Raw genomic sequence first — 24832 nt, forward strand, 5'->3', positions numbered from 1 at the left:
TGAGTTCTCAAGGAACGGACGCTTCCTTTGTACTCACCCTCTCGGGCTTTCCTCCGGGCTTCCCTTCGGTCTTGCGTTTCCGACTCTATCAGATCCTTTCGGCGTCTGATTCCCAGTCAGCGGGATTTGTCTTTCCGGCTGTTGGGCCGTTCCGACGAGTGAGACTTTAGCGGATTCCCTGCCTCCGACGCTAATCGGGGGCTGCGTTCGGGTTTCGAACGCGGATTCCTCATTTCGCAAAAGCGCACGGAAAGCAGAACGGCACGGCAAAGCGCCATCGGCTTCTGTGGATCTTGCGGGATGGCTGTCCGGGGCCGACCGGGGTCGGTGCTCACGTCGGACAACTCGGAGAACCTTACGGATCCGTCAATCCCGTGTCAACCCCGGTCCTCGGGCGTAGTCTCTGCGCATGACTACGCGTGCGCACACCACCCAGTGGTGGGCCGCCTGACGGCGGCCCACCACTCGCGCATGCAGCAAGCGGCCGCCGAATCGGCGGCCGTTCGCGTATCCCCCTCCGGGAGCCGGCCGTCGGGTCGGCGCTCAGGAGACGAGGGAGAACGAACGCCATGACGAGGATCTTCAGCGGGGTCAAGCCGACCGGGCATCTGACGCTCGGGAACTACCTCGGGGCCGTACGGCAGTGGGTCGAGGTCGATCAGCACAAGGCGGAGGCGCTGTTCAGCGTCGTCGATCTGCACGCGCTGACCGTGGAGCACGATCCGGCGCGGGTGCGGCGGCTCAGTCGGCAGGCGGCCACGCTGCTGCTTGCGGCGGGGCTCGATCCGCGGCGGTGCACCCTGTTCGTACAGAGTCATGTGGACGAGCACGCGCGGCTGTCGTACCTGCTCGAGTGCACGGCCACGGACGGCGAGCTGCGGCGGATGATCCAGTACAAGGAGAAGAGCGTCCGGGCGCGGGCCGCGGGTGAGGGTGTGCGGCTGTCGCTGCTGACCTATCCGGTGCTCATGGCGGCGGACATCCTGGTTTACGGGGCCGACGAGGTGCCGGCGGGTGAGGACCAGACGCAGCATGTGGAGCTCACCCGGGATCTGGCGGTGCGGTTCAACCAGCGGTACGGCCATACGTTCACGGTGCCGCGGGCGACGCGGCCCGAGGTGGCGGCGCGGGTCATGGACCTTCAGGACCCCACGTCGAAGATGGGGAAGTCGCACGCGAACGGGGCCGGGATCGTCTATCTGCTCGACGACGCGGAGACCGTGCGGCGGAAGATCATGCGGGCCGTGACCGACAGCGGGCGGGACGTGGAGTACGACCGGGAGGGCAGGCCGGGCGTCGCGAATCTCCTCGATCTGCTGGCCGCCGCGACAGGTGGGAACCCCGAGGCGCTGGCCGGTGTATATGAAACGTACGGATCGTTGAAGAAGGACACGGCGGACGCGGTCGTCGAGCTGCTGAGGCCCCTGCGGGAGCGGCATGCCGGGCTCGCGGCGGACCCCGGCCAGGTGGATCAGGTGCTACGGGACGGGGCCCTGCGGGCCCGGGAGACGGCGCGGCCCGTGGTGGACCGGGCCTATCGGGCGATCGGGTTGTTGCCTGCCGGGTGACGGAACGCGTTGCGGTAGTCGCGTGGGCTGGTGGCGAGGTGCGAGGCGAAGTGCTGGCGCATCGTGACCTCGCTGCCGAAGCCCGCGCGGCGGGCCACCTCGGGGAGGGGGTGGTCGGTGAGTTCGAGGAGTTTCTGGGCGGCGGCGACGCGCTGGGTGATGAGCCAGTGCAGGGGGGTGGTTCCGGTGGTGGCCTGGAAGTGGCGGGCGAAGGAGCGGGGTGACATGCCGGCGCGGGCGGCCAGGGTCGCGACGGTGTGGGGCTCGTCGAGGTGGGCGATGGCGTGGGCGCGGATGTCGGCGAGGGCGTCGGCGTCGCGGTCGGCGCGGGGGGTGGGGCGTTCGATGAACTGGGCCTGGGTGCCGGTGCGGAAGGGGGCGGTGACCATCGCGCGGGCGATGGCGGCGGCTGCCTCGGCTCCGTGGGCGGTGCGGACGAGGTGGAGGCAGAGGTCGATACCGGCGGCGGTGCCCGCGGAGGTCCAGACGCCGGTGTCCTCGACGAAGAGGGCGTCGGGTTCGACCTGGATCGCGGGGTGGCGGTCGGCGAGTGTCGTGGCCAGGTGCCAGTGGGTGACGGCGCGGCGGCCGTCGAGGAGTCCGGCGCGGGCGAGGACGAACGCGCCGGCGCAGAGCGAGGCGACCGGGGTGCCCGCGGTGTGGGCGCGGCGGAGGGCGTCGAGGACCTGGGTCGGGACGTCGGCGTCGGGGTCCTCGATGCCGGGGACGAGGACCAGGTCGGTGGGGGTGAGGTCGTCGAGCCAGTTGAGCGGGCGGTCGGGGGTGAGGGAGAGACCGCCGCGCAGGGGGATGGGGGTGTCCGGGTCGGTGGCCGTCCTGCGGAGTTCGAAGGGCGGGACGCCGCGGAGGGTGCGGTCGCTGCCCCAGACCTCGGTGACGACCGAGACGTCGAAGGCTCGGATGCCCGGGAAGGAGAGGAGGGCGATGCGCTGGGGGCGGAGCGCGGGCGTCTGCGACACAGGCGGCATGGATGGCAGTAAACCATCGATCGCTGTCATTCACCCCTCTGGGAGAGGGTCTCGGTCGGCGGCAGGATCGTGGGTATGGAGATCGCCGAGAACGCAGCGCTGGTAGTCATCGACGTGCAGAAGGGCTTCGAGGAGGAGTTCTGGGGGAAGCGGAACAATCCGGCCGCAGAGGAGAACATCGCGGCTCTGATCGACCTGTGGCAGGAGACGGGACGGCCGGTCGCGTTCGTGCGGCACGACTCGGTGGAGGGGTCTCGTTCGCCGCTGCGGGTGGGGTACGAGGGGAACGACTTCAAGGACTTCGTCGAGGAGCGGCGCGGCAAGGGCGGTGGTCCTGAGCTGCTGGTGACGAAGACCGTGAACTCCGCGTTCTACGGGGAGCCGTCGCTGGACGGGTGGCTGACCGGGCTCGACGTGGTGCAGATCGTGATCGTCGGGATCCAGACGAACATGTGCAACGAGACCACCGCGCGGATGGGCGGGAACCTCGGGTACGAGGTGGTGTTCCCGCTGGACGCGATGCACACGTTCGATCTGGAGGGGCCGTTCGGCTGGTCGCGGAGCGCGGACGAGCTGTCGCAGGCGACGGCCGTGTCCCTGCACGGGGGACGGTTCGCGAAGGTCGTGACGACGGAGGAGGTCGCGAAGGGGGCGTCCGTCGGGGTCCGGTGACCTCGGGGGTCAGCTGTTCCCGGAGGCGAGTTCGCGGCTGCGGTCGCGGGCGGCTTCGAGGGCGGCGATGAGGGCGGCGCGGACGCCGTGGTTCTCCAGCTCTCGGATGGCGCTGATGGTGGTGCCGGCCGGGGAGGTGACGGCCTCGCGGAGCTTGACGGGGTGCTCGCCGCTGTCGCGGAGCATCACGGCGGCGCCGATGGCGGCCTGGACGATCAGGTCGTGGGCCTGGGCGCGGGGCAGGCCGAGGAGGATCCCGGCGTCGGTCATGGCCTCGACGAGGAAGTAGAAGTACGCCGGGCCGGAGCCGGAGAGGGCGGTGGCGGCGTCCTGCTGGGACTCGGGGACGCGGAGGGTCTTGCCGACGCCGCCGAAGATCTCCTCGGTGTGCGCGAGGTGCGCGGGGGTGGCGTGGCTGCCGGCCGAGATGACGGACATGCCTTCGTCGACCAGGACGGGGGTGTTGGGCATGACGCGGACGACGGGGGTGCCGGTGGTGAGCCGGTCCTCGATGAAGGAGGTGGGGATGCCGGCGGCGGCGCTGATGATCAGGCGGTCGGCGGCGACGTGGGGGGCCAGCTCGTCGAGGAGCCGGCCCATGTCCTGGGGCTTGACGGCCAGGATGAGGGTGTCGGCGCGCTTGGCGGCCTCGGCGTTGGTGACGGTCTCGACGCCGTAGCGGGCGTGGAGCTCCTCGGCGCGTTCGGAGCGGCGGGCGGTGACCAGGAGGTTCGCGGGGCGCCAGCCGGCGCGGATCATGCCGCTGAGGAGCGCTTCACCGATCTTGCCGGTGCCGAGGACTGCGACGGTCTGGGTCATGGCTCTGTTCACCTCGCCGGAGGGGGTACGTGTGGTCATCCTTTCACCGGGGGGCCGCATGGTGTGCGGGTGTCCGAGGGGCGGTCACGCGGTGCGGCGGCGGAGGGTGGCCGCGCCGAGGCCGAGGACGAGGACGGCGCAGCCCGCGACGACGAGGGCGTCGCGGACGAAGTCGCCGGTGACGTCGGGGTGTCGGAGGACCTGGTTCATGCCGTCGACGGCGTACGACATGGGCAGGACGTCGGAGATCGCTTCGAGGGCGGGGGCCATGCGGTCGCGTGGGGTGAAGAGTCCGCAGAGGAGCAGCTGGGGGAAGATCACGGCCGGCATGAACTGGACGGCCTGGAACTCGGAGGCGGCGAAGGCGGAGACGAAGAGGCCGAGGGCGGTGCCGAGGAGGGCGTCGAGGAGGGCGACCAGGAGGAGGAGCCAGGGGGAGCCGATGACGTCGAGGCCGAGGAACCAGACGGCGAGGCCGGTGGCGAGGGCGGACTGGACGACGGCGAGGAGTCCGAAGGCGAGGGCGTAGCCGGCGATGAGGTCGGCCTTGCCGAGGGGCATGGCGAGGAGGCGTTCGAGGGTGCCGGAGGTGCGTTCGCGGAGGGTCGCGATGGAGGTCACCAGGAACATCGTGATGAGCGGGAAGATGCCGAGCAGGGAGGCGCCGGTGTTGTCGAAGGTGCCCGGGCTTCCGTCGAAGACGAATCGCAGCAGGAAGAGCATCACGCAGGGCACGAGGAGCATCAGGGCGATCGAGCGCGGGTCGTGGCGGAGCTGACGCAGGACGCGGGCGGCGGTGGCGAGGGTGCGGGCGGGGTTCATGACCGGGGCTCCTCGTGGGCGGCTCGGGCGGCGGCGGCGTCGACGAGGCGGAGGAAGGCCTCTTCGACGGTGGTGGTGTCGTTGCGGCGGCGGAGGGCCTCGGGGGTGTCGTCGGCGAGGATCTCGCCCTCGCGCATGAGGAGGAGGCGGTGGCAGCGTTCGGCCTCGTCCATCACGTGGGAGGAGACGAGGAGGGTCGTGCCGCGGTCGGCGGCGATCTGGTGGAAGAGGTTCCACAGGTCGCGGCGGAGGACGGGGTCGAGGCCGACGGTGGGTTCGTCGAGGACGAGGAGTTCCGGGGTGCCGAGGAGGGCGACGGCGAGGGAGACGCGGCTGCGCTGGCCGCCGGAGAGGCGGCCGGCGAGGGAGTCGGCGTGCGAGGCGAGGTCGACGTCGTCGATGGCCCGGTCGACGGTGGCGCGGCGTTCCTGGCGGTGGGCGCGGCCGGGGAAGAGGACGGCGGCGAAGTAGTCGAGGTTCTGTCGGACGCTGAGGTCGTCGTAGACGGAGGGGGCCTGGGTGACGTAGCCGATGCGGGAGCGGAGGGTGGGGTCGCCGGCGGGGTGGCCGAGGACCTGGAGGGTGCCGCCGACCTTGGCCTGGGTGCCGACGATCGCGCGCATCAGGGTGGTCTTGCCGCAGCCCGAGGGGCCGAGGAGGCCGGTGATGCGGCCGGCGTGGACGGTGAAGTCGAGGCCGCGCAGGACGGTGCGGTCGCCTCGGACGGTGGTGAGTCCGTGTGCGGCGATCGCCGCGGTGGGCGGGCCGGCGGGGTGGTGCGGGGGTGAGCCGGGCGTGGCGACGGCGGTGTCGGACCTGGCTGCGGCCTGGTCGGGGGCTTCACCTGCCGGGTAATTCATCATGCGATGAATAGTCCTCCCGGCGGTCCCGGCCGTCAAGCACCCGGCGGGTTCCGGCGTGCGGTCGTGGTGGGCCCGGGAGGGAACGACGAAGCCCCCGCGAGAAGGGATCTCGCGGGGGCTGTCGACGACCCGCCACGTGCGCTGGGGCCGGGTGCACGGGGCCGGGTGCGCGTGGGCTACTTGCGCTTGGGCTTCTTGCGCTTGGGCTTCTTGCGCGTGGGCTCCTGGCGCGTGGGCTACTTGCGCTTGGGCTACTTGCGCTTGGGCTTCTTGCGCGTGGGCTACTTGCGCTTGGGCTTCTTGCGGGCGGCCGGGTTGCCCGTACGGGTGCCGCGGCGCTTTTCGTACTGGGCACGGGCCGTGTCGTACTCGGCACGGCGGAGCTTCTCGCCCGGGGCCTCGACGAAGCAGCGGGCGCAGTAGGCGAGGAGCGAGCCGATGAAGCCGATCGCCTTCAGGCTGCGCAGCGACTCCTCGCGGGCCGGGTCGGCGGGCCTGCGGCCGAAGCCCTCCCAGGTCTTGCGGAAGGCGATGGCGCTGCAGACCGCGAACATGAGGACGACCAGCATGTTGACGATGCCGCCGACGGCCGCGATCTCCAGGCCCTGGTACGCGAAGCGCAGCACGAAGCAGGCCGCGACGGCGGCGGCCAGCGAGCCGACGGCCAGGCCGACGCGGCGCAGCGTGTACGTGCCGCTGTGGTCGACCCAGCTCGTGCCGAAGAAACGGATCTCCTCGGGCTGAGGCCCGGCAGGAGTCCCGCTGGTCGGGCCGGCTGCCGGGCCGCCGGTGGTGCTGGGGGTCTGCTCTTCGTCGCTCACGATGTCGATTATCCCCGGGGCGACGGAGAGGGCCTCAGGCGCAGCGCGGTGCGACCAAGCCGTCGCTGCCCGTGCGGACGTAGGCGTCGGAGATGTACTCGCCCGGCGCGATGTTGTCCCAGATCTTCGTGGTGCCGTACGGGCCGCTGATCCACTCGCCGTACTTCTGGCAGGCGATCGCCACCGTGGCGCCGAGCGGCAGCGCCCGGACGATCGGGTACTGGGTGCTCGGGCCCGAGCGCACATTGACCCGGTAGCCGGGCGCGACCGTGTAGCGGGTGGCCGTGCTCGCCATCGCCGTCGTCATGTTCTCGTCCGTGCTCATGCTGTCCTCCCCCTTGGCGCAAAAGCGCTCCGCCGAGTTTCACTCTCCGCGACGCGCAGGCTAGCAAGCCCCACCGACTTCGTGGGGGTCATGGACTAGGCTCCGTCGGGTTCGCGCGGGGTGCGCGCGGGTGACGGGGAATCACACGGGGGTGGGCGATGCCGCCGTTGCGCAATACCGGTGCCGACCGGAATGCGGAGCAGCCCGAGTACGCGGGCGACTACCGCCTCCAGGCATGTCTGGGCGCCGGCGGCATGGGCGTCGTGCACCTCGCGGCCTCCGCCTCAGGGCTGCGGCTCGCGGTCAAGGTCGTGCACGCACGGTATGCGGAGGACCCCGAGTTCAGGGCGCGTTTCCGCCAGGAGGTCGCGGCCGCCCGCCGGGTCAGCGGGGCCTTCACCGCGCCGGTCGTCGACGCCGACCCCGATGCCGTACGCCCCTGGATGGCCACCCTCTACGTCCCCGGGCCCACCCTCGCCGACCAGGTGAAGCGGAACGGCCCGCTGGCCCCGGCCGAGCTGCGCCGGCTCACCGCCGGGCTCGCCGAGGCCCTGCGCGACATCCACCGCGCCGGTGTCGTCCACCGCGATCTCAAGCCCAGCAACGTCCTGCTCACCGACACCGGCCCCAAGGTCATCGACTTCGGCATCTCGCGGCCCGTCGACAGCGATCTGCACACCGAGACGGGGAAGCTCATCGGCTCGCCGCCGTTCATGGCGCCCGAGCAGTTCCAGCGGCCGCGCGAGGTCGGGCCGGCCGCGGACGTCTTCGCGCTCGGCTCGGTCCTGGTCCACGCGGCCACCGGGCACGGCCCGTTCGACTCCGACAGCCCGTACATCGTGGCGTACCAGGTCGTCCATGACGAGCCCGATCTGTCGGGTGTGCCGGCGGAGCTGGCGCCGCTCGTGGCGCGCTGCCTCGCCAAGGAGCCCGGCGAGCGCCCGACCCCGGACCAGATCATGGCGGCGCTGCTGCCTCCCTCGTACGCGGCGGAGGCGTTCATACCGGCGCAGCGGCGCCGGCCCGCGCTGCCGCACGGCGAGGAGCGTGCCCACGGCGAGCCCGGCCCCGCGCCCGCGTGGGACGCGGACACGCCCGTCCGGGCCACCACGCCGCTCCCGCCCCGCCGCCGCCCCCGCCTCGGCCGGGTGCGGCTCAGGCCGCGCCTCACGCTCGCCGTCGCCGCCGCGCTCGCCCTTACCGGGGCCGGTCTGTACGCGGCGACGAGGCCCCCGGCCGGCGGCGGATCCGAGCCCCCCGCCCGGCCAGCCGAGGTGGCCACCGCCTTCACCGGCTGGCACACCACCCTGCAGATGCACGGCCCCACCGCCGCGCCCGCGTGCACCCACGGCGGCGGCGCGCTGTTCTGCGCGGCCCGCGGTGTCGGCCTGGCCCGGCTCGACGCCGTCACGGGGAAGGTCGTCTGGTCGCGCACCGGGCCCGTCGAGGCGGAGTCGCCCGTCGCGCCCTTCCTCCTCGGGGACGGCCTGGTCGGTGCGGCCGCCCCGGCGGACCCGCTGCGGGCCCACGCGGCCGCCGACGGCGCCCCCGGCTGGACCGCCGGACCGTCGAAGCCCCCCGAGCTGTACGCGCCGGCCGGCTCCGCCGTCGTCCTGACCGACGGGCGGGGCGGGGTACGGGCCGTCGGCAGCGTCGACGGGAAGGAACTCTGGCGGCACGGCCTGGACGGCTTCGGGGTCCCGCGCCAGGGACCGTACGACGCACCGTCCGGTCTCCTCACCGTCTCCGAGACCTCGGCCGACGGGACGCACACGCGCGTGGCCGAGATCCACCCCAGGACCGGCGAGCAGGCCTGGCAGCGGAACATGGCGGGCGACCTCGACCCGCTGGGCCGCACCGGCGACGGTTCGGTGCTCCTCGCCTCCCGCTACCAGGCCTCGCTCTTCGACCGGCTGATCGTGCTCGATCCCGGCAGCGGCGCGGTGCGCGAGCTGCCCCTGCCCCACCGGCTGGACGTCCGGGGCGTCGCCGTGCGCGGCGCGGTCGTCCACCTCCTCGAAGCCGACGGGCACCTCACCGCCTTCGACACCGCGGCGCCCAAGGGGCGGGTGCTGTGGGAGCTGGAGACGGGCGCGGGGAACGTGTCCACGCCGGTCATGGGACCCGGCGACCGGCTGTACTTCTCCGTCCAGGACGGGCGGCTGCTCGCCGTCGACACCGTACGCGGGTCGCTGATCGGCCAGACCAGGCCGCGGCTGCTCAACGGCCGGCTCGAGTACGCGCCCCTGGTGCCGGCTCCGGTGGTCGCCGGTGACCGGGTGTTCGGCACGGCCCCGGACGGATCGGTGTTCGCGGTCGACGCGCGCGACCCGGCCTCCTGGTGAACCGCGGCTGAGGAACGACGACCGAGGAACGACGACTGAGGAACGACGACTGAGGAACGACGGCGGGGAGCGGGCGTCTCCGCCCGCTCCCCGCCGTCCTGTGTCCTACCGTGCCGGTCCTGCAACGCCGGTTCACCAGCGCCGGTCCTGCAGCGCCGGTCCGCCGGTTCAGCCCAGCTTCGAGACGTCCCTGACCGCGCCCTTGTCGGCGCTCGTCGCCATCGCCGCGTACGCGCGCAGGGCCGCCGACACCTTGCGCGTCCGGTTCTTCGGCTCGTACACGCCGTTCAGCGCCTCGCGGCGGGCGGCCAGGGTGGCCTCGTCGACGAGGAGCTCGATGGAGCGGTTCGGGATGTCGATACGGATCCGGTCGCCGTCCTCGACGAGGGCGATCGTGCCGCCCGAGGCCGCCTCCGGCGACGCGTGGCCGATGGACAGGCCGGACGTGCCGCCCGAGAAGCGGCCGTCGGTGACCAGGGCGCAGGTCTTGCCCAGGCCACGGCCCTTGAGGAAGGAGGTCGGGTAGAGCATCTCCTGCATGCCGGGGCCGCCGCGCGGGCCCTCGTAGCGGATGACGACCACGTCGCCGTCCGTGACCTGCTTGTTCAGGATCTTCTCGACGGCCTCGTCCTGCGACTCGCAGACCACGGCCGGACCCTCGAAGGTCCAGATCGACTCGTCGACGCCGGCCGTCTTCACGACGCACCCGTCGGCGGCGAGGTTGCCGTGCAGCACGGCGAGGCCGCCGTCCTTGGAGTACGCGTGGGCCGCGTCGCGGATGCAGCCGCCGGCCGCGTCCACGTCGAGCGCCTCCCAGCGCTCGGACTGAGAGAAGGCGGTCGCCGAGCGGACGCAGCCGGGGGCCGCGTGCCACATCTCGACGGACTCGTCGGTCGGGGAGCCGCCGCGCACGTCCCAGGCGTCCAGCCACTCCTTGATGGAGCGGGAGTGGACGGAGTGGACGTCCTCGTTGAGGAGGCCGGCGCGGTAGAGCTCGCCGAGGATGGCCGGGATGCCGCCCGCCCGGTGCACGTCCTCCATGTAGTACGTGCGGTCCTTGGCGACGTTCGGGGCGACCTTGGCCAGGCAGGGCACCCGGCGCGAGACCTCGTCCATGTCCGGCAGGCCGTAGTCGAGCTCGGCCTCCTGGGCGGCGGCGAGCAGGTGCAGGATCGTGTTGGTCGAGCCGCCCATGGCGATGTCGAGGGCCATGGCGTTCTCGAAGGCCGCGCGGGTCGCGATCGAGCGCGGCAGGACGGAGGCGTCGTCCTCGTCGTAGTAGCGCCGGGTGATCTCGACGACCGTGCGGGCGGCGTTCTCGTACAGCGCCTTGCGGGCGGTGTGGGTGGCGAGCAGCGAGCCGTTGCCCGGCAGGGAGAGGCCGATGGCCTCGGTCAGGCAGTTCATCGAGTTGGCGGTGAACATGCCGGAACAGGAGCCGCAGGTCGGGCAGGCGTTCTCCTCGATGCGGGCGATGTCCTCGTCCGAGATCTTCGGGTTCACCGCGTCGGAGATCGCGTCGACCAGGTCGAGGGTGCGGACCGTGCCGTCGACGAGGGTCGCCCGGCCGGACTCCATCGGGCCGCCGGAGACGAAGACCGTCGGGATGTCGAGGCGCAGGGCGGCCATCAGCATGCCGGGGGTGATCTTGTCGCAGTTGGAGATGCAGATCAGGGCGTCGGCGCAGTGCGCCTCGACCATGTACTCCACGCTGTCCGCGATCAGGTCGCGGGAGGGCAGCGAGTAGAGCATGCCGCCGTGGCCCATGGCGATGCCGTCGTCGACGGCGATCGTGTTGAACTCGCGCGGGATGGCGCCGGCGGCCGTGATGGCCTCGGAGACGATCCGCCCGACGGGCTGCAGGTGGGTGTGGCCCGGGACGAACTCCGTGAAGGAGTTGGCGACCGCGATGATCGGCTTCCGGCCGATGTCCGCGCCGGGTACACCGGAGGCGCGCATAAGGGCGCGTGCGCCCGCCATGTTGCGGCCGTGGGTGACTGTGCGGGACCTCAGCTCGGGCATCGTCGCTCGCTCCTCGTGACGGGGGTGCTTGCTTTCGAGCGTACGCCGACGGACCAAGATCTGGACAGCGCGTCCGCATGGCGGACTGACTGTTCAGCTTTCGGTCAGTGGCGGCCCGGTGGGCCTCAGGCCTCGGTCAGTGCCGCCCGGCGGGCCTCAGGCCTCGGTCAGTGCCGCCCGGTGGGCCTCAGGCCTCGGTCAGGTAGCGCTGGAGGGTCGGGGCCACCATGGCCACGATCTCCTCCGGGTCCACCGAGGCCATCGGCTCGACCTGGATGACGTACCGCAGGATCGCGATCCCGATCATGTGGGAGGCGGCGAGCTCCGCGCGGAACCGGGGGTCCGGTACGTCGAGCTCGTCCGCGATCCGCTCCAGGAGCCGTCGCAGCACGAAGGTCCTGAGCACCTTGGCCGCCGCCTCGTGGGTGAGCGCGGAGCGGACGATCGCGAGGAGCGGGGCGCGGCTGACCGGGTTCTCCCAGACGCCGATGAAGAAGCGGGCGAGCCGCTCCCCGATGGTCTCGCGCGGGCCGCCGACGATCGCCGGGACGACCGCCGCGGGCTCGAAGGAGACCTCGATCGCCGCCGCGAAGACCTCGTCCTTCGTGCCGAAGTAGTGGTGGACGAGAGCGGCGTCGACGCCGGCCGCCTTGGCGATGCCGCGTACCGAGGTCTTGTCGTAGCCGCGCTCCGCGAACTGGGCGCGGGCCGCCTCCAGGATCCGCTCCCGCGCGCCCGGTCCGCTCTCCTCCTCGGTACGGGACGGGCGGCCGCGCCTGCGGGGGGCCGGTTCGGTCACGGGCGCGGCACCCGGGACGGGCGGGGGGCCGCGGAGGCGAGGTGGAGCCGGGTGAAGGCCAGGGCCTCGGCGAGGTCGGCCTCGCGTTCGGCGGCTGACATCGCGCGGCGGGTGTTGACCTCGATGACGACATGCCCGTCGAAGCCGGTGCGCGCGAGGCGCTCCAGGAGCTCGGCGCAGGGCTGTGTGCCGCGCCCCGGGACCAGGTGCTCGTCCTTGGCGGAGCCTTTGCCGTCGGCGAGGTGCACATGGCCGAGCCGGTCGCCCATGCGGTCGATCATCGAGAGGGCGTCGGTGCGGGCGGTCGCGGTGTGCGAGAGGTCGACGGTGAAGTGCCGGTAGTCGTCCTTGGTGACGTCCCACTCAGGGGCGTACGCGAGCATCTCGCGGTCCTTGTACCGCCACGGGTACATGTTCTCGACGGCGAACCGCACGTCGGTCTCGTCCGCCATCCGCCAGATGCCGGTGACGAAGTCCTTGGCGTACTGGCGCTGCCAGCGGAACGGCGGGTGGACGACGACCGTCGACGCGCCGAGGCTCTCGGCCGCGGCCCGGGCGCGCTGGAGCTTGACCCACGGGTCGGTGGACCAGACGCGCTGGGTGATGAGGAGGCAGGGGGCGTGCACGGCCAGGATCGGCACCTGGTGGTAGTCGGAGAGCCGGCGCAGTGCCTCGACGTCCTGGCTGACCGGATCGGTCCACACCATGACCTCGACACCGTCGTAACCGAGGCGCGCGGCGATCTCGAAGGCCGTCGCCGTCGACTCCGGATAGACCGAGGCCGTCGACAGGGCGACCTTCGCATCCGGGATGCGCACCACTGGTTCTGCCACGGAGACAGGGTACGGGGCCCGCCGGGGGGCCGGGGGGTGGTTCCGGTCACGCCCGGCCGGGGCTCGCCGTTTCGCCCTATGCCTCCGGCAGGTGGTCCAGGCGGCGCAGGATGACGCCCTCGCGCAGGGCCCAGGGGCAGATCTCCAGCTCCTCCACGCCGAGGAGGTCCATCGCGCCCTCCGCCACCATCGCGCCCGCGAGGAGCTGTCCGGCGCGGCCCTCCGAGACGCCCGGCAGCGCGGCGCGCTCGGGAACGGTCATGCCGGCGAGGCGCGGGACCCACTCCTCCAGGGACGCGCGGGTGAGGACCCGCGCGACGTACAGGCCCTCGCCCGAGCCGGGGGCGCCGGCGATCCTCGCCAGCTGCTTGAAGGTCTTGGAGGTGGCCACGACGTGATCGGGCCGGCCGGCCCGGCTGAACTCGCCGACCGTACGGGCGATCTGCGCGCGCACATGCCGGCGGAGCGCCTTCACGTCGGCGGCGTCGGCCGGGTCGCCCGGCAGCCAGCCGGAGGTCAGCCGGCCCGCGCCGAGCGGCAGGGAGACCGCCGTGCCGGGGTCCTCGTCGATGCCGTACGCGACTTCGAGGGAGCCGCCCCCGATGTCGAGGAGGAGCAGCTTGCCCGCGGACCAGCCGAACCAGCGGCGGGCCGCGAGGAAGGTGAGCCGGGCCTCCTCCTCACCGGTGAGGACCTGGAGGTCGACGCCCGTCGCGTCCTTCACGCGCGCGAGGACGGCGTCCGCGTTGGTCGCCTCGCGGACCGCGGAGGTCGCGAACGGGAGCACTTCTTCGCAGCCCTTGTCCTCGGCGGCGAGCAGCGCGTCCCGGACGGTCGCGATGAGCCGTTCGACGCCGAAGGGCGCGATCGCGCCCTTCTCGTCGATAAGTTCGGCGAGCCGCAGTTCCGCCTTGCGGGAATGGGCGGGCAGTGGCCGGGCGCCGGGGTGGGCGTCCACCACCAGGAAGTGCACGGTGTTCGAACCGACGTCGAGGACTCCGAGTCTCATGGGCGGAACGCTACTGCGCCGACCCGCATACGCTTGGACTTGTGCCAAAGACGAAAAAGGCGAAACCGGGCAAAGACAGTGCGGTCATGAGTGCCAAGAAGCAGGGCAGGAGCGTGGAGCCGGACGAGAAGGGCCTCGACTTCGCGCGCGCGTGGGTCGAGTTTCCCGACCCGGCCGACGAGGAGCAGATCTTCCGCTGCGACCTGACCTGGCTGACCTCGCGCTGGTCGTGCGTCTTCGGCAGCGGCTGCCAGGGGATCCAGGCGGGCCGGGCCGACGACGGCTGCTGCACGCTGGGCGCGCACTTCTCCGACGAGGACGACGAGAAGCGGGTCGCGACGCACGTGGCGCGCCTCACGCCGGAGCTGTGGCAGTTCCACGACGTCGGTACGGACTCGGGCTGGACCCAGCTCGACGAGGACGGCGACCGGCAGACCCGGCGCTGGGAGGGCTCCTGCATCTTCCAGAACCGTCCGGGGTTCGCGGGCGGCGCGGGCTGCTCGCTGCACATCCTGGCCCTGAAGGAGGGCAGGGAGCCGCTGGAGACCAAGCCGGACGTCTGCTGGCAGCTGCCGGTGCGACGCACGTACGACTGGATCGAGCGGCCCGACGACACGAAGGTCCTCCAGGTGTCGATCGGTGAGTACGACCGGCGGGGCTGGGGTCCGGGCGGTCACGACCTGCACTGGTGGTGCACGTCGGCGACGTCGGCGCACGGGGCCGGGGAGCCGGTCTACGTCACGTACCGGCCCGAGCTCACCGAGATGATGGGCAGGGAGGCGTACGAGGTCCTGGCCGGGCTGTGCGAGGCGCGGCTCTCCTCGCAGCTGCCGCTGGTGGCGCCGCACCCGGCCGACCCGAAGCGCTAGCGTCTCGAAGCGCCGGTGCCGGGCCGGGGGTTTTGTCGGGCGTCCCGGACGGAGTCCCGGCCGGGGCCCCGTCCGGAGTCCCGGACGGAGTCCCGGCCGGGGCGCTGTCCGGAGTCCCGGACGGAGTCCTGGACGGGCCCCGTCCGGAGCCCCGGCCGAGTTCAGGACGATGACGGCGGGGGCGGTTCCTCCGTCGTCGGGGGCGGGGTGGTCGGTTCCGTCGGGCCCGGGTCCGTCGTCGGCGGCGGTTCCTCCGTGGTCGGCGGCGGCGTGGTCGGCTCCGTGGTCGGCGGGCTCGTCGGCGGGTCAGTCGGCTCGGTCGTCGGCGGCGGTTCCTCCGTCGTCGGCGGCGGCGTGGTCGGCTCCGTCGTGGGCGGGCTCGTCGGCGGGGTGGTGGGCTCGGTCGTGGTCGGCGGGGGTGTCACCGGGTCGACGACGACCGGCGGCGGCGCGGTCTCTCCGCGTCCGTCGATCCTGACCACCGCACCGGAGGGGTTCACCCCGATCCGGGCGCTCCACGCGCCCTGCGGTTCACGGCCGTGGTCGACGCGGACGGTGACGGTGAGCGTCTCGCCGGGGCGGAGGGTGCCGGAGGCCCGGCTCACGTACAGCCAGGGCGCGTCCGTCCACAGCGACCAGTCGACGGGGGAACCGCCGGAGGCGGTGAGCGTGAGCAGCGTCAGATCGCCGTGGCCGCGCGCGGAGACCGTGATCCAGCCGGCGCCGGGGTCCCCCGGTGCGCCGGGGCCCGCGGGGCCGGTGGGGCCGCCGGGGCTGAGCACCTCGACCGAGACGTCGGGGGCGCGGCTGCCCCGGGTGAAGCGGGGCTCGGGGGTGGTGCGGGCGTTGCCCGCGTTCTCGTAGTGGTCGTACGGGCGGCCGTCGGGGCCGTCCGGTTCGTCGGCCTCGCGCGCGCTGATCCGGGATCCGTCGCGGGCGCTCGTGTCGGCGACCGGGGCGCCACGGTAGGAGGTCCACAGGGCGAGGACGGGTGCGGCGACCACGGCAGCGACGACGGTGGTCGTCACCGCGCGGGCCCGCAGCCGGTCGCGGCGGGCCACATGGTCCTTCGGGTCCATCGGGAAGCCGGTCGGCGAGAAGCGCGGGGCGCCCGCACGCGCGCGGGGGACGTGCAGCATCGCCATGTACGCCGCCGCCCTGGGCGCCTCGACGAGCGGCAGCCGGGCCTGCGGCAGCGCTCCGGCGCCGGGCCAGGGGCCGGCGGCGCCCACGCGCTCGGCGGCCTTCCGGCAGCGGGGGCAGTCGTCGACGTGCCGGACGAGTTCCGCCCGCAGGGCGGCCGACAGGAGTACCTGGTGGTCGCCGGTGAGCCGGGCCACGGTGGGGCAGCTGCCGGTCTCGACGACGGCGAGGGCGGCGCGGGTGCGCTCGACCTCGCAGCCGGCGGTGGCGAGGAGCTCGCGGGCGGCGAGCGGGTCGAGGGAGAGCACGGCGGCGACCTGGCGGTGGCTGAGACCGTGGCGTACGGCCAGCTCCAGGGCCTCGCGCTGCTCGGGTGTGGTGCCGGCGGCCTCGGGCCAGGCGAGCCTGGCGAGTTCGGTGCGGCGCCGCTCGGCGGTCTCCTCGGGGACCCGGGGCGGCTCGGGGGCGGTGACGGCGGGGCGCCCGGTGTGGGCGCCCTGGCGTCGGCGGCGCTGCTCGCCGAGGCTGCGCAGACACGCCCAGCGGGCGAGGGCGTACAGCCAGGCCGTACGGCCGTCCTCGTCCGAGGGGCAGCGGCCGTGGTGGCGCTCGGCCACGGCGAGGACGTCGCCGAGGACGGCGGTGGCCGTGTCGTGGTCGCAGAGCACGGAGAGGCAGTACGTGAAGAGACCGTCGAGGGCGGCCTCGTAGCGGGCGGGGGGCCTCCGGCCGAGCGTGCGCGGTCCCTGGTCCGTGGCGCGGTGTGCGCCGGTGGTGCGTGCGGGGGATTCCAGCCTGCTGCTCGTCACCGGTCGACCGTAGGCAGCACAGGGGGCGCTTTTCGTACCGGTTGCGTTCTTCTCATTCTTACGGGTGAAGGTATCGCTCGAAAGAGGACAGGAATCTGACATTCCGTGGGCTGGTGGAGACTCGGCGTCGGCTGTCGGTGGGTGCCGCTACGGTGGCGACATGGCTGCCCGTACGAAATCGACCAAGGACCGGCCGTCCTACCGCTGCACCGAGTGCGGCTGGCAGACGGCCAAGTGGCTCGGCCGCTGCCCCGAGTGCCAGGCCTGGGGGACGGTCGAGGAGTACGGCGCGCCCGCCGTCCGGACGACCGCGGCCGGCCGGGTCTCCACCGCCGCACTCCCCATCGGGCAGATCGACGGCCGGCAGGCGACCGCCCGCTCGACCGGGGTCGACGAGCTGGACCGGGTCCTCGGCGGCGGCCTGGTGCCCGGCGCCGTCGTGCTGCTCGCGGGCGAGCCGGGCGTCGGCAAGTCCACGCTCCTGCTCGACGTGGCGGCCAAGGCGGCCAGCGACGAGCACCGCACGCTGTACGTCACCGGCGAGGAGTCCGCGAGCCAGGTCCGGCTGCGCGCCGACCGGATCAACGCCCTCAGCGACCATCTGTACCTCGCCGCGGAGACCGACCTGTCGGCCGTCCTCGGACACCTCGACGCCGTGAAGCCCTCACTGCTGATCATGGACTCGGTGCAGACCGTCGCCTCCCCCGAGATCGACGGCGCGCCCGGTGGCATGGCCCAGGTCCGCGAGGTCGCCGGCGCGCTCATCCGGGCCTCCAAGGATCGCGGCATGTCCACGCTCCTCGTCGGCCACGTCACCAAGGACGGGGCGATCGCCGGCCCCCGGCTCCTGGAGCACCTGGTCGATGTCGTGCTGAGCTTCGAGGGCGACCGGCACGCGCGCCTGCGGCTGGTCCGGGGCGTGAAGAACCGGTATGGGGCGACCGACGAGGTCGGCTGCTTCGAGCTCCACGACGAGGGCATCACGGGCCTCGCCGACCCCTCCGGGCTCTTCCTGACCCGGCGTGACGTGGCCGTGCCGGGCACCTGTCTGACGGTCACCCTGGAGGGCCGCCGCCCGCTGGTCGCCGAGGTCCAGTCGCTGACCGTGGACAGCCAGATCCCGTCCCCGCGCCGGACCGTCTCCGGTCTGGAGACCTCCCGGGTCTCGATGATGCTGGCGGTCCTGGAGCAGCGAGGCCGGATCAGCGCGCTGGGCAAGCGGGACATCTACAGCGCGACCGTGGGCGGCGTGAAGCTCACCGAGCCCGCCGCCGACCTGGCGATCGCGCTGGCGCTCGCCTCCGCGGCGAGCGACACCCCGCTGCCGAAGAACCTGGTGGCGATCGGCGAGGTCGGCCTCGCCGGCGAGGTCCGGCGGGTGACCGGCGTCCAGCGCCGGCTCGCCGAGGCACACCGGCTGGGCTTCACGCACGCGCTGGTCCCCTCGGACCCGGGCAAGGTGCCGCCCGGCATGAAGGTGACGGAGGTCGCGGACATGGGCGACGCGCTGCGGGTGCTCCCGCGCAGCCGCCGCGCGAAGGCGCCGGAGGGGGCGGAGAAGTAGGGGACGCGCCAGCGCGTACGGGCGGCTCGGCCCTCGTCGGAGGCCCCGGCCGGAGGGACCCGGAGCGGTCGACGCCGAATGTTCACACCGTGCGGACGGTTCGCTCCGTACGCTTCGCAAAGACGCGGAGGGTTAGGTCCGTGTCGGGGCGGGGACGCCTTTCGGACCACCGCGATCGGTCGGGGGCGGAGGGCGGCGGGGTGGTGTCGCTAGACTTTGCCCTGGTCTCGCCCATCCGTACGAGCCGGAGGAGAGCAGTGGCAGCCAAGGACGGGGCAGCAGCTCCTGGAAAGTCCGGCGCGGGCTCCGGCAACGAAGCGCTGATGCGCGCCGCGCTGAGCGCCGTCGCGCCCGGCACCGCGCTGCGTGACGGCCTGGAGCGGATCCTCCGCGGCAACACGGGCGGTCTCATCGTGCTCGGCCTCGACAAGACGGTCGATTCGATGTGCACCGGCGGTTTCGTGCTGGACGTCGAGTTCGCCGCCACGCGCCTGCGTGAGCTGTGCAAGCTCGACGGCGCGCTCGTCCTCGACAAGGACATCACCAAGATCCACCGCGCGGGCGTGCAGCTCGTTCCGGACGCCTCGATCCCCACCGAGGAGACCGGCACCCGGCACCGCACGGCGGACCGGGTCTCCAAGCAGTGCAACTTCCCGGTGGTCTCCGTCTCCCAGTCGATGCGGCTGATCGCGCTGTACGTGGACGGTGAGCGCCGGGTCCTGGAGGAGTCGGCCGCGATCCTGTCCCGGGCCAACCAGGCGCTCGCGACCCTGGAGCGGTACAAGCTCCGGCTCGACGAGGTGGCCGGCACGCTCTCCGCGCTGGAGATCGAGGACCTGGTCACGGTCCGGGACGTCACCGCCGTCGCGCAGCGGCTCGAGATGGTCCGCCGGATCGCCACCGAGATCGCCGAGTACGTGGTCGAGCTCGGCACCGACGGACGGCTCCTCTCGCTCCAGCTGGACGAGTTGATCGCGGGTGTGGAGCCGGAGCGCGAGCTGGTCATCCGGGACTACGTGCCGGAGCCCACGGCGAAGCGCTCGCGGACCGTCGCGGAGGCGCTCACCGAGCTGGACGCGCTGACCCACACCGAGCTGCTCGAACTGCCGGTCGTGGCGCGGGCGCTGGGCTACAGCGGTTCGCCCGAGACCCTGGACTCGGCCGTCTCGCCGCGCGGCTACCGGCTCCTCGCCAAGGTGCCGAGGCTGCCGGGCGCCATCATCGAGCGTCTCGTGGAGCACTTCGGCGGGCTGCAGAAGCTGCTCGCGGCCAGTGTGGACGACCTCCAGACCGTGGACGGCGTCGGTGAGGCCCGCGCCCGCAGCGTGCGCGAGGGCCTGTCCCGGCTGGCGGAGTCCTCGATCCTGGAGCGGTACGTCTAGGACGGACCGCTCGACACCTCGACCGCTCGACCTCTCGGCCGCTCGGCACCTCGACCCCCGACCGCTCGGCACCTCGCCGGCGTCGGCCGGTCAGTCCTTGGCGAGCGTGAACGAGGCCGGGAGCACCTTCGCGCCCGGCATCGTCGCCTCCACGAGATAGGTGCCGGGGGCGGCCTGGCCCGCCGGGGCGGTGGCGCACTGCGGGGCGCTGCGCCCCCGGTCCCACTCCACGGTGTGGGTGACGGTGGCGCCCGCGGGGACGCGCAGCAGGACCGGGTCTCCGGGGCGCGGGCAGTCCGCCGAGGACCAGACCTCGTCGTCCTGCTTGTCACTGATCGTCAGAACGGCGGCGCGGGGCCCGAAGTCGGCCTTGCAGGCGGCCTTCGAGGTGTTCCTGGCGACGAGGTGGAAGCGGGGCCTCTCCCCCGCCTCGTAGCTGACCTTGGCGCTGCGGAGCGTCAACTGCAGTGCTCCGGCGGGGCAGTTCGGGAGCGGGGAGTCGGCCGGGACCTGCTGTCCCGCACCGGTGCCCGCGCCTCCGTCGCCCCCTGCGCCGTCGGTGTCGCCGTTCTTTCCGCCGCCGTCGGTTCCGGCGGCCGTACCCGCGTCCGTACCGGCGTCGGTGCCCGATCCCGGGTCCGTGCCGGAGCCGGCCGAGTCGCCCGGTCCCGCGCTGCCGCCGGTGGTGTCACCGCTGTCGCCGGAGTCGTCCGACTCGTCGCGCCCGCCCGGCTGTTGGCTGATCGCCTCCCCGGTGCCCGAGGGGCCCGGAGTGATGGAGGGAGGAGTGGAAGAGGCGCCGTTGGCCCCGTCGTTCGTCTTCTTGCCACCCCCGCCGCCGGAGGTCACGGCCCAGACGGCGAGGAGCGCCAGAAGCGCCACCAGGCACGCCGCCACCGCCCTCCGTCGCCAGTAGATGGTGGAGGGAAGCGGCCCGACCGGATTGCGCAAAGATCCCACGACCCGAACCTTACGAGAGATCCGGCCCAACTCCCGCCCCACCCGCCGCCCGAGACATCAAGTTTTGCCGATGATCACATCCGTCGGTTCCGGGAACTTTTCCCGGAAGGGTGCTCCGGAACTCGCGCGGCCCACCCGAAACCGGCGGGAACCGGAGCGAATCGCGAGCACCCCCACTTTCGTCGGGGGTAGCTCTGGCCGTTGGCCCGGGGCGGCGGACTCCGGATTCCGGTTAGCGTCTTCCACCATGAACACCCTCCTCGACCTCTCCGACCGGCTCTATCTCGATGTCGCCGACTTCGCCCACGCGACCCCCCACTGGTTCCAGTGGCTCGCCGAGGTCTGGACCGAGGCCGGACTGCTGTTGTTCGGCGCGCTGTTCCTGGCCGGCTGGTGGCGCTCCCGCGAAGGTTCGAGCCGGGCGATGGCGCTCGCTCTGCTCGCCCCGCTCGCCACGGCGACCGGGTACGTGGTGAGCGAGTCGCTGAAGTCGCTGGTCGACGAGGAACGTCCGTGCCGTGCCGTCCTCGGGGCGCCCGATTCGCTCGTCACGTGCCCGCCGTACGGCGACTGGTCCTTCCCCAGCAACCACTCGGCCATCGCCGGTGCGGCCGCCATCGCGCTCGCCCTCTCCTGGCGCGGGATCGTCTGGCTGACCGTGCCGATGGCGCTGCTCATGGCGTTCTCCCGGGTCTTCGTCGGCGTGCACTACCCGCACGACGTGACCGTCGGTCTGCTCCTCGGCGGTCTGGTCGCCTTCCTCGTGATGCGGGCGGCGGTGCGGCCGGTGGGCGCCCTCGTGGAGACGGCCCGGTCGAGCCGGAGCTCGGCCGTGGTGTGGTGCGCGGGGCGCGGGCCCCGGGCTCACGCCCCCGCGCGCGCCGAGGACCCCCCGCGCGCCCGCCACGGCGCGTACTGATCGCGTCGGGGACGTGCCAGGATCGGAGGTGCCATGACTTCCATCGACGCTCCTCTCACGCCTGCCGCCCCCGCCGCCGCCGAAGCCCCCGGGGCCTTGGATGACGCCGAGGCCCCCGCGGCCTCCGCGGCCTTCGAGGCCCCCGCTCTTCCCACACCCCCCGCCGAGCTGCACGGGCCCGTCCTCGCCTGGTTCGACCGGCACGCCCGCGACCTGCCCTGGCGCCACCCCGAGGCCGGGGCCTGGGGTGTCATGGTCAGCGAGTTCATGCTCCAGCAGACGCCCGTCGTCCGGGTGCTCCCGGTGTACGAGCAGTGGCTCGCGCGCTGGCCGCGCCCGGCCGATCTGGCCGCCGACGCCCCCGGTGAGGCGGTCCGCGCCTGGGGCCGGCTCGGTTATCCGCGCCGGGCCCTGCGGCTGCACGCGGCGGCCGTGGCCATAAAGGAACGGCACGGCGGCGACGTGCCGCGCGATCACGGGCAGCTGCTCGCGCTGCCCGGCATCGGCGAGTACACGGCGGCCGCGGTGGCCTCCTTCGCGTACGGGCAGCGGCACGCCGTCCTGGACACCAATGTGCGCCGGGTGTTCGCGCGGGCGGCGTCGGGCGTCCAGTACCCGCCGAACGCGACGACGGCCGCGGAGCGCAGGCTGGCCCGCGCGCTCCTGCCGGCGGACGAGGCGACGGCCTCCCGCTGGGCCGCCGCCTCCATGGAACTGGGCGCACTCGTCTGCACGGCGAAGAACGAGGACTGCGGCCGCTGCCCGATCTCCGGGCAGTGCGCCTGGCGGCTCTCGGGGAAGCCCGCGCACGACGGCCCGCCGCGCCGCGGCCAGACGTACGCCGGGACCGACCGGCAGGTCCGGGGGCGGCTCCTGGCGGTGCTGCGGGAGTCGACCGAACCGGTGGCGCAGGCGGTCCTGGACAAGGTCTGGGACGAGCCGGTGCAGCGGGCCAGGGCCCTTGACGGCCTGGTCGCCGACGGCCTGGTCGAACCGCTGGACGACGGGCTCTACCGGCTGCCCGTCGCCTGATCCGGGCGCCGACCGCCGCTCATCCCGCTGTTACACAACCGATGGGTAGCCGTGCGTCCACCGACGGCTGCCCCGCACAGCCCCGTGACAACCGCTCCGTAGCGTCATCGACGACACGAGGAACGAAGCAGGTCACGGGGTTCGGAGGCGGTTCGGATGAGGCATGGCGAGGTGCTCGATTTCGAGGAGTACGTACGCACGCGGCAGGACGCGCTGCTGCGCAGTGCACGTCGTCTCGTGGCCGACCCCGTCGACGCCCAGGACCTCCTGCAGACGGCCCTCGCCCGTACGTACGGCCGCTGGGACGGCATCGCCGACAAGTCCCTGGCCGACGCCTACCTCCGCCGGGTCATGATCAACACCCGGACCGAGTGGTGGCGCTCCCGCAAGCTCGAAGAGGTGCCCACCGAGCAGCTGCCCGACGCCTGCGTCGACGACCCGACCGAACAGCACGCCGACCGGGCCCTCCTCATGGACATCCTGAAGGTCCTCGCGCCGAAGCAGCGCAGCGTCGTCGTCCTGCGGCACTGGGAACAGATGAGCACCGAGGAGACGGCGGCGGCGCTCGGCATGTCGACCGGTACCGTGAAGTCGACGCTCCACCGGGCGCTCGCCCGGCTCCGCCAGGAGCTGGAGAGCCGTGATCTCGACGCCCGCGCCCTGGGGCGGACCGGAGAGCGGACGAGCGTACGAGGCGACGAACGGGGGCGGGAGCGGTGCGCGGCCTAGACGGCGAAGCCGACGGCAGAAGACACGACGGCGAAGGCGACATCGACAGCGGTGGCGGCCCCGGCGGCGACGACCGGTACGGAACCGGGCGGCGCCGCCGGCGCCGTACCGCCAAGGCGGCGAGCATCACGGCGACGGCCGGGCTCGTCGCCGTCGGGCTGTCCATGGCCGCCTGTTCCACCGGCGGCACCGGCTCCCGGGACGAGGGGGCGGCCGCCACCAGGGACGTGGCCGCGGCGCCCACCCCCTCGCCCTCGGCCGACGGCGACCTCCGGTCCGCCGAGCGGGTCGATCCGATCGAGCTGCTCAAGGCCGATCCGAAGATCGAGGACCGGTTCAAGACCGATCTGAAGCCCTGTGTCGCGGACGCGTACCCGGTCGACGCCTCGTACGGGAACCTCACGGACTCACCCGCGCCCGACGTCGTCGTCAACGTGATGACCTGCGGTGATGCCGTCGGCATCGGCACATACGTCTACCGCAGGCAGAACGGCGGGTACGAGAACGTGTTCATGGCGGAGGACGCCGCCGTCTACGCCACGATCGACCGGGGCGAGCTCGTCGTCACCAAGCAGGTGTACGCCAAGGGCGACCCGGTCGCGTATCCCTCGGGCGAGGACGTGATCACGTACCGCTGGTCGGGGAACAGGTTCACCCAGCACGACTGGGTGCACAACGACTACAGCCGGGCCGTCGGCGACGGCGAGGTCGTCGAGCCCGCGCCGAGCGAGCCCCCCGCCAACTGAGCCGTACACCCCCACCAGCAGAGAGATCCGAAGGGCACGCACGATGGCCGAAACCCATGTCCTGTTCGTCGAGGACGACGATGTCATCCGTGAGGCCACCCAGCTCGCCCTCGAGCGGGACGGCTTCCGGGTCACGGCCATGCCCGACGGACTCTCCGGCCTGGACGCGTTCCGGGCGCAGCGGCCGGACATCGCCCTGCTCGACGTGATGCTGCCGGGCATGGACGGGGTCAGCCTCTGCCGCCGCATCCGCGACGAGTCGACGGTGCCGGTGATCATGCTGTCGGCGCGCGCCGACTCGATCGACGTCGTCCTCGGCCTGGAGGCCGGGGCCGACGACTACGTCACCAAGCCCTTCGACGGCGCCGTGCTGATGGCCCGGATCCGCGCCGTCCTCCGCCGCTTCGGGCACGCGGGCGGTCCCGGCGCCGGTGAGCGCGGGGAGGAGGGGCCGGACGGCGGCGGGCTCCTCGCCTTCGGCGATCTGGAGGTCGACACCGACGGCATGGAGGTCCGCAAGGGCGGGGCCCCGGTCGCGCTGACGCCGACCGAGATGCGGCTGCTCCTGGAGTTCTCGTCGGCGCCGGGCACCGTGCTGTCCCGCGACAAGCTCCTGGAGCGGGTCTGGGACTACGGCTGGGGCGGCGACACCCGGGTCGTGGACGTCCACGTCCAGCGGCTGCGCGCCAAGATCGGCCAGGACAGGATCGAGACGGTCCGCGGCTTCGGCTACAAGCTCAAGAGCTAGGGCGGCATGATCCACACGACACCCCCCGAGACGGGTACGTACCG

Annotated in this window: 23 protein-coding genes; 11 read left to right on the forward strand and 12 right to left on the reverse strand. The window is 72.9% G+C overall.

What is annotated here, in order from left to right; genetic code table 11:
* The first annotated feature begins 569 nt into the window (after positions 1–569).
* A complete protein-coding gene (trpS, locus tag ACIP84_RS10730) occupies positions 570–1568 on the forward strand; it encodes a tryptophan--tRNA ligase (protein WP_401797139.1) in 999 nt (332 codons plus the stop codon).
* Here trpS and ACIP84_RS10735 read toward each other — a convergent pair.
* Positions 1535–2557: a GlxA family transcriptional regulator gene (locus tag ACIP84_RS10735; protein WP_401797142.1), complete on the reverse strand. Its 1023-nt coding sequence runs from the start codon at positions 2555–2557 to the stop codon at positions 1535–1537. The two genes, trpS and ACIP84_RS10735, sit on opposite strands and share 34 nt — an antisense overlap.
* A 75-nt stretch (positions 2558–2632) precedes the next feature.
* Here ACIP84_RS10735 and ACIP84_RS10740 point away from each other — a divergent pair, with 75 nt between their 5' ends.
* Positions 2633–3229 (forward strand): cysteine hydrolase family protein, encoded by a 597-nt coding sequence (locus ACIP84_RS10740; RefSeq protein WP_401797145.1) that lies wholly within the window; start codon positions 2633–2635, stop codon positions 3227–3229.
* Positions 3230–3238: 9 nt separating this feature from the next.
* Here ACIP84_RS10740 and proC read toward each other — a convergent pair whose 3' ends face one another.
* From proC to ACIP84_RS10765, 5 genes are all read right to left on the reverse strand, one after another.
* Positions 3239–4048 carry a pyrroline-5-carboxylate reductase gene (proC, locus tag ACIP84_RS10745; protein ID WP_187621621.1) on the reverse strand — a complete coding sequence of 270 codons (810 nt, stop codon included), beginning with the start codon at positions 4046–4048 and terminating at the stop codon, positions 3239–3241.
* 84 nt (positions 4049–4132) lie between these two features.
* Positions 4133–4870: an ABC transporter permease gene (locus tag ACIP84_RS10750; RefSeq protein WP_401797148.1), complete on the reverse strand. Its 738-nt coding sequence runs from the start codon at positions 4868–4870 to the stop codon at positions 4133–4135.
* Positions 4867–5733: an ABC transporter ATP-binding protein gene (locus ACIP84_RS10755; protein WP_401797151.1), complete on the reverse strand. Its 867-nt coding sequence runs from the start codon at positions 5731–5733 to the stop codon at positions 4867–4869. Before ACIP84_RS10755 ends, ACIP84_RS10750 begins: the two co-directional genes overlap by 4 nt.
* 281 nt (positions 5734–6014) lie before the next feature.
* Positions 6015–6554 (reverse strand): hypothetical protein, encoded by a 540-nt coding sequence (locus tag ACIP84_RS10760; protein WP_401797154.1) that lies wholly within the window; start codon positions 6552–6554, stop codon positions 6015–6017.
* A gap of 34 nt (positions 6555–6588) precedes the next feature.
* Complete coding sequence (locus ACIP84_RS10765; protein ID WP_355962794.1) at positions 6589–6879, reverse strand: SH3 domain-containing protein; 291 nt, start codon at positions 6877–6879, stop codon at positions 6589–6591.
* A 158-nt stretch (positions 6880–7037) separates the two neighbouring features.
* On the opposite strand from ACIP84_RS10765, the gene ACIP84_RS10770 reads away from it, so the two are divergent.
* Positions 7038–9224, forward strand: coding sequence for a PQQ-binding-like beta-propeller repeat protein (locus ACIP84_RS10770; protein ID WP_401797157.1), 2187 nt, complete (start codon positions 7038–7040; stop codon positions 9222–9224).
* Between the two features lie 168 nt (positions 9225–9392).
* On the opposite strand, the gene ilvD is transcribed toward ACIP84_RS10770, so the two are convergent.
* The 4 genes from ilvD to ACIP84_RS10790 all read right to left on the reverse strand — a co-directional run bounded on the left by ilvD (position 9393) and on the right by ACIP84_RS10790 (position 13887).
* Entirely contained in the window at positions 9393–11246 is a 1854-nt protein-coding gene (gene ilvD / locus ACIP84_RS10775) for a dihydroxy-acid dehydratase (protein ID WP_401797160.1), read from the reverse strand.
* A gap of 187 nt (positions 11247–11433) precedes the next feature.
* Positions 11434–12045 carry a TetR family transcriptional regulator gene (locus tag ACIP84_RS10780; protein WP_030324233.1) on the reverse strand — a complete coding sequence of 204 codons (612 nt, stop codon included), beginning with the start codon at positions 12043–12045 and terminating at the stop codon, positions 11434–11436.
* Positions 12042–12878 carry a sugar phosphate isomerase/epimerase gene (locus tag ACIP84_RS10785; protein ID WP_355962785.1) on the reverse strand — a complete coding sequence of 279 codons (837 nt, stop codon included), beginning with the start codon at positions 12876–12878 and terminating at the stop codon, positions 12042–12044. The genes ACIP84_RS10780 and ACIP84_RS10785 overlap by 4 nt, the downstream gene beginning before the upstream one ends.
* A 76-nt stretch (positions 12879–12954) precedes the next feature.
* Positions 12955–13887 carry a Ppx/GppA phosphatase family protein gene (locus ACIP84_RS10790; protein WP_355962784.1) on the reverse strand — a complete coding sequence of 311 codons (933 nt, stop codon included), beginning with the start codon at positions 13885–13887 and terminating at the stop codon, positions 12955–12957.
* Positions 13888–13928: 41 nt separating this feature from the next.
* Here ACIP84_RS10790 and ACIP84_RS10795 point away from each other — a divergent pair, with 41 nt between their 5' ends.
* The gene (locus ACIP84_RS10795; RefSeq protein WP_401797165.1) at positions 13929–14756 is read left to right on the forward strand and encodes a hypothetical protein; all 828 of its coding nucleotides are present in this window, start codon (positions 13929–13931) and stop codon (positions 14754–14756) included.
* Between the two features lie 161 nt (positions 14757–14917).
* Here the strand turns inward: ACIP84_RS10795 and ACIP84_RS10800 are convergent, their stop codons facing one another.
* Positions 14918–16708, reverse strand: a complete 1791-nt coding sequence (locus ACIP84_RS10800) for a BACON domain-containing protein (RefSeq protein WP_355962780.1) — start codon at positions 16706–16708, stop codon at positions 14918–14920.
* A 160-nt stretch (positions 16709–16868) separates the two neighbouring features.
* On the opposite strand from ACIP84_RS10800, the gene radA reads away from it, so the two are divergent.
* Positions 16869–18272, forward strand: a complete 1404-nt coding sequence (radA, locus tag ACIP84_RS10805) for a DNA repair protein RadA (RefSeq protein WP_355962778.1) — start codon at positions 16869–16871, stop codon at positions 18270–18272.
* A gap of 257 nt (positions 18273–18529) precedes the next feature.
* The gene (gene disA, locus ACIP84_RS10810; protein WP_030324225.1) at positions 18530–19654 is read left to right on the forward strand and encodes a DNA integrity scanning diadenylate cyclase DisA; all 1125 of its coding nucleotides are present in this window, start codon (positions 18530–18532) and stop codon (positions 19652–19654) included.
* A gap of 90 nt (positions 19655–19744) precedes the next feature.
* Here disA and ACIP84_RS10815 read toward each other — a convergent pair whose 3' ends face one another.
* A complete protein-coding gene (locus ACIP84_RS10815) occupies positions 19745–20614 on the reverse strand; it encodes a hypothetical protein (RefSeq protein ID WP_355962774.1) in 870 nt (289 codons plus the stop codon).
* Positions 20615–20861: 247 nt separating this feature from the next.
* On the opposite strand from ACIP84_RS10815, the gene ACIP84_RS10820 reads away from it, so the two are divergent.
* From ACIP84_RS10820 to cseB, 5 genes are all read left to right on the forward strand, one after another.
* Positions 20862–21533, forward strand: a complete 672-nt coding sequence (locus ACIP84_RS10820; RefSeq protein WP_355962772.1) for a phosphatase PAP2 family protein — start codon at positions 20862–20864, stop codon at positions 21531–21533.
* Between the two features lie 33 nt (positions 21534–21566).
* Positions 21567–22565, forward strand: a complete 999-nt coding sequence (locus ACIP84_RS10825; RefSeq protein ID WP_355962770.1) for an A/G-specific adenine glycosylase — start codon at positions 21567–21569, stop codon at positions 22563–22565.
* Between the two features lie 156 nt (positions 22566–22721).
* Positions 22722–23294, forward strand: a complete 573-nt coding sequence (locus tag ACIP84_RS10830) for a SigE family RNA polymerase sigma factor (RefSeq protein ID WP_073907804.1) — start codon at positions 22722–22724, stop codon at positions 23292–23294.
* Positions 23282–24040 carry a hypothetical protein gene (locus tag ACIP84_RS10835; protein WP_355962766.1) on the forward strand — a complete coding sequence of 253 codons (759 nt, stop codon included), beginning with the start codon at positions 23282–23284 and terminating at the stop codon, positions 24038–24040. Before ACIP84_RS10830 ends, ACIP84_RS10835 begins: the two co-directional genes overlap by 13 nt.
* Positions 24041–24083: 43 nt before the next feature.
* Positions 24084–24788, forward strand: a complete 705-nt coding sequence (cseB, locus tag ACIP84_RS10840) for a two-component system response regulator CseB (RefSeq protein WP_355962763.1) — start codon at positions 24084–24086, stop codon at positions 24786–24788.
* Positions 24789–24832: the final 44 nt, after the last annotated feature.

The sequence above is a fragment of the Streptomyces sp. NPDC088707 genome (assembly GCF_044752725.1).
Lineage (GTDB): Bacteria > Actinomycetota > Actinomycetes > Streptomycetales > Streptomycetaceae > Streptomyces.

Coding starts and splice junctions, on each gene's coding strand:
- trpS (WP_401797139.1), top strand. CDS start 570: ATGACGAGGATCTTCAGCGGGGTCAAGCCGACCGGGCATCTGACGCTC.
- ACIP84_RS10735 (WP_401797142.1), bottom strand. CDS start 2,557: ATGCCGCCTGTGTCGCAGACGCCCGCGCTCCGCCCCCAGCGCATCGCC.
- ACIP84_RS10740 (WP_401797145.1), top strand. CDS start 2,633: ATGGAGATCGCCGAGAACGCAGCGCTGGTAGTCATCGACGTGCAGAAG.
- proC (WP_187621621.1), bottom strand. CDS start 4,048: ATGACCCAGACCGTCGCAGTCCTCGGCACCGGCAAGATCGGTGAAGCG.
- ACIP84_RS10750 (WP_401797148.1), bottom strand. CDS start 4,870: ATGAACCCCGCCCGCACCCTCGCCACCGCCGCCCGCGTCCTGCGTCAG.
- ACIP84_RS10755 (WP_401797151.1), bottom strand. CDS start 5,733: ATGATGAATTACCCGGCAGGTGAAGCCCCCGACCAGGCCGCAGCCAGG.
- ACIP84_RS10765 (WP_355962794.1), bottom strand. CDS start 6,879: ATGAGCACGGACGAGAACATGACGACGGCGATGGCGAGCACGGCCACC.
- ACIP84_RS10770 (WP_401797157.1), top strand. CDS start 7,038: ATGCCGCCGTTGCGCAATACCGGTGCCGACCGGAATGCGGAGCAGCCC.
- ilvD (WP_401797160.1), bottom strand. CDS start 11,246: ATGCCCGAGCTGAGGTCCCGCACAGTCACCCACGGCCGCAACATGGCG.
- ACIP84_RS10790 (WP_355962784.1), bottom strand. CDS start 13,887: ATGAGACTCGGAGTCCTCGACGTCGGTTCGAACACCGTGCACTTCCTG.
- radA (WP_355962778.1), top strand. CDS start 16,869: ATGGCTGCCCGTACGAAATCGACCAAGGACCGGCCGTCCTACCGCTGC.
- ACIP84_RS10820 (WP_355962772.1), top strand. CDS start 20,862: ATGAACACCCTCCTCGACCTCTCCGACCGGCTCTATCTCGATGTCGCC.
- ACIP84_RS10825 (WP_355962770.1), top strand. CDS start 21,567: ATGACTTCCATCGACGCTCCTCTCACGCCTGCCGCCCCCGCCGCCGCC.
- ACIP84_RS10830 (WP_073907804.1), top strand. CDS start 22,722: ATGAGGCATGGCGAGGTGCTCGATTTCGAGGAGTACGTACGCACGCGG.
- cseB (WP_355962763.1), top strand. CDS start 24,084: ATGGCCGAAACCCATGTCCTGTTCGTCGAGGACGACGATGTCATCCGT.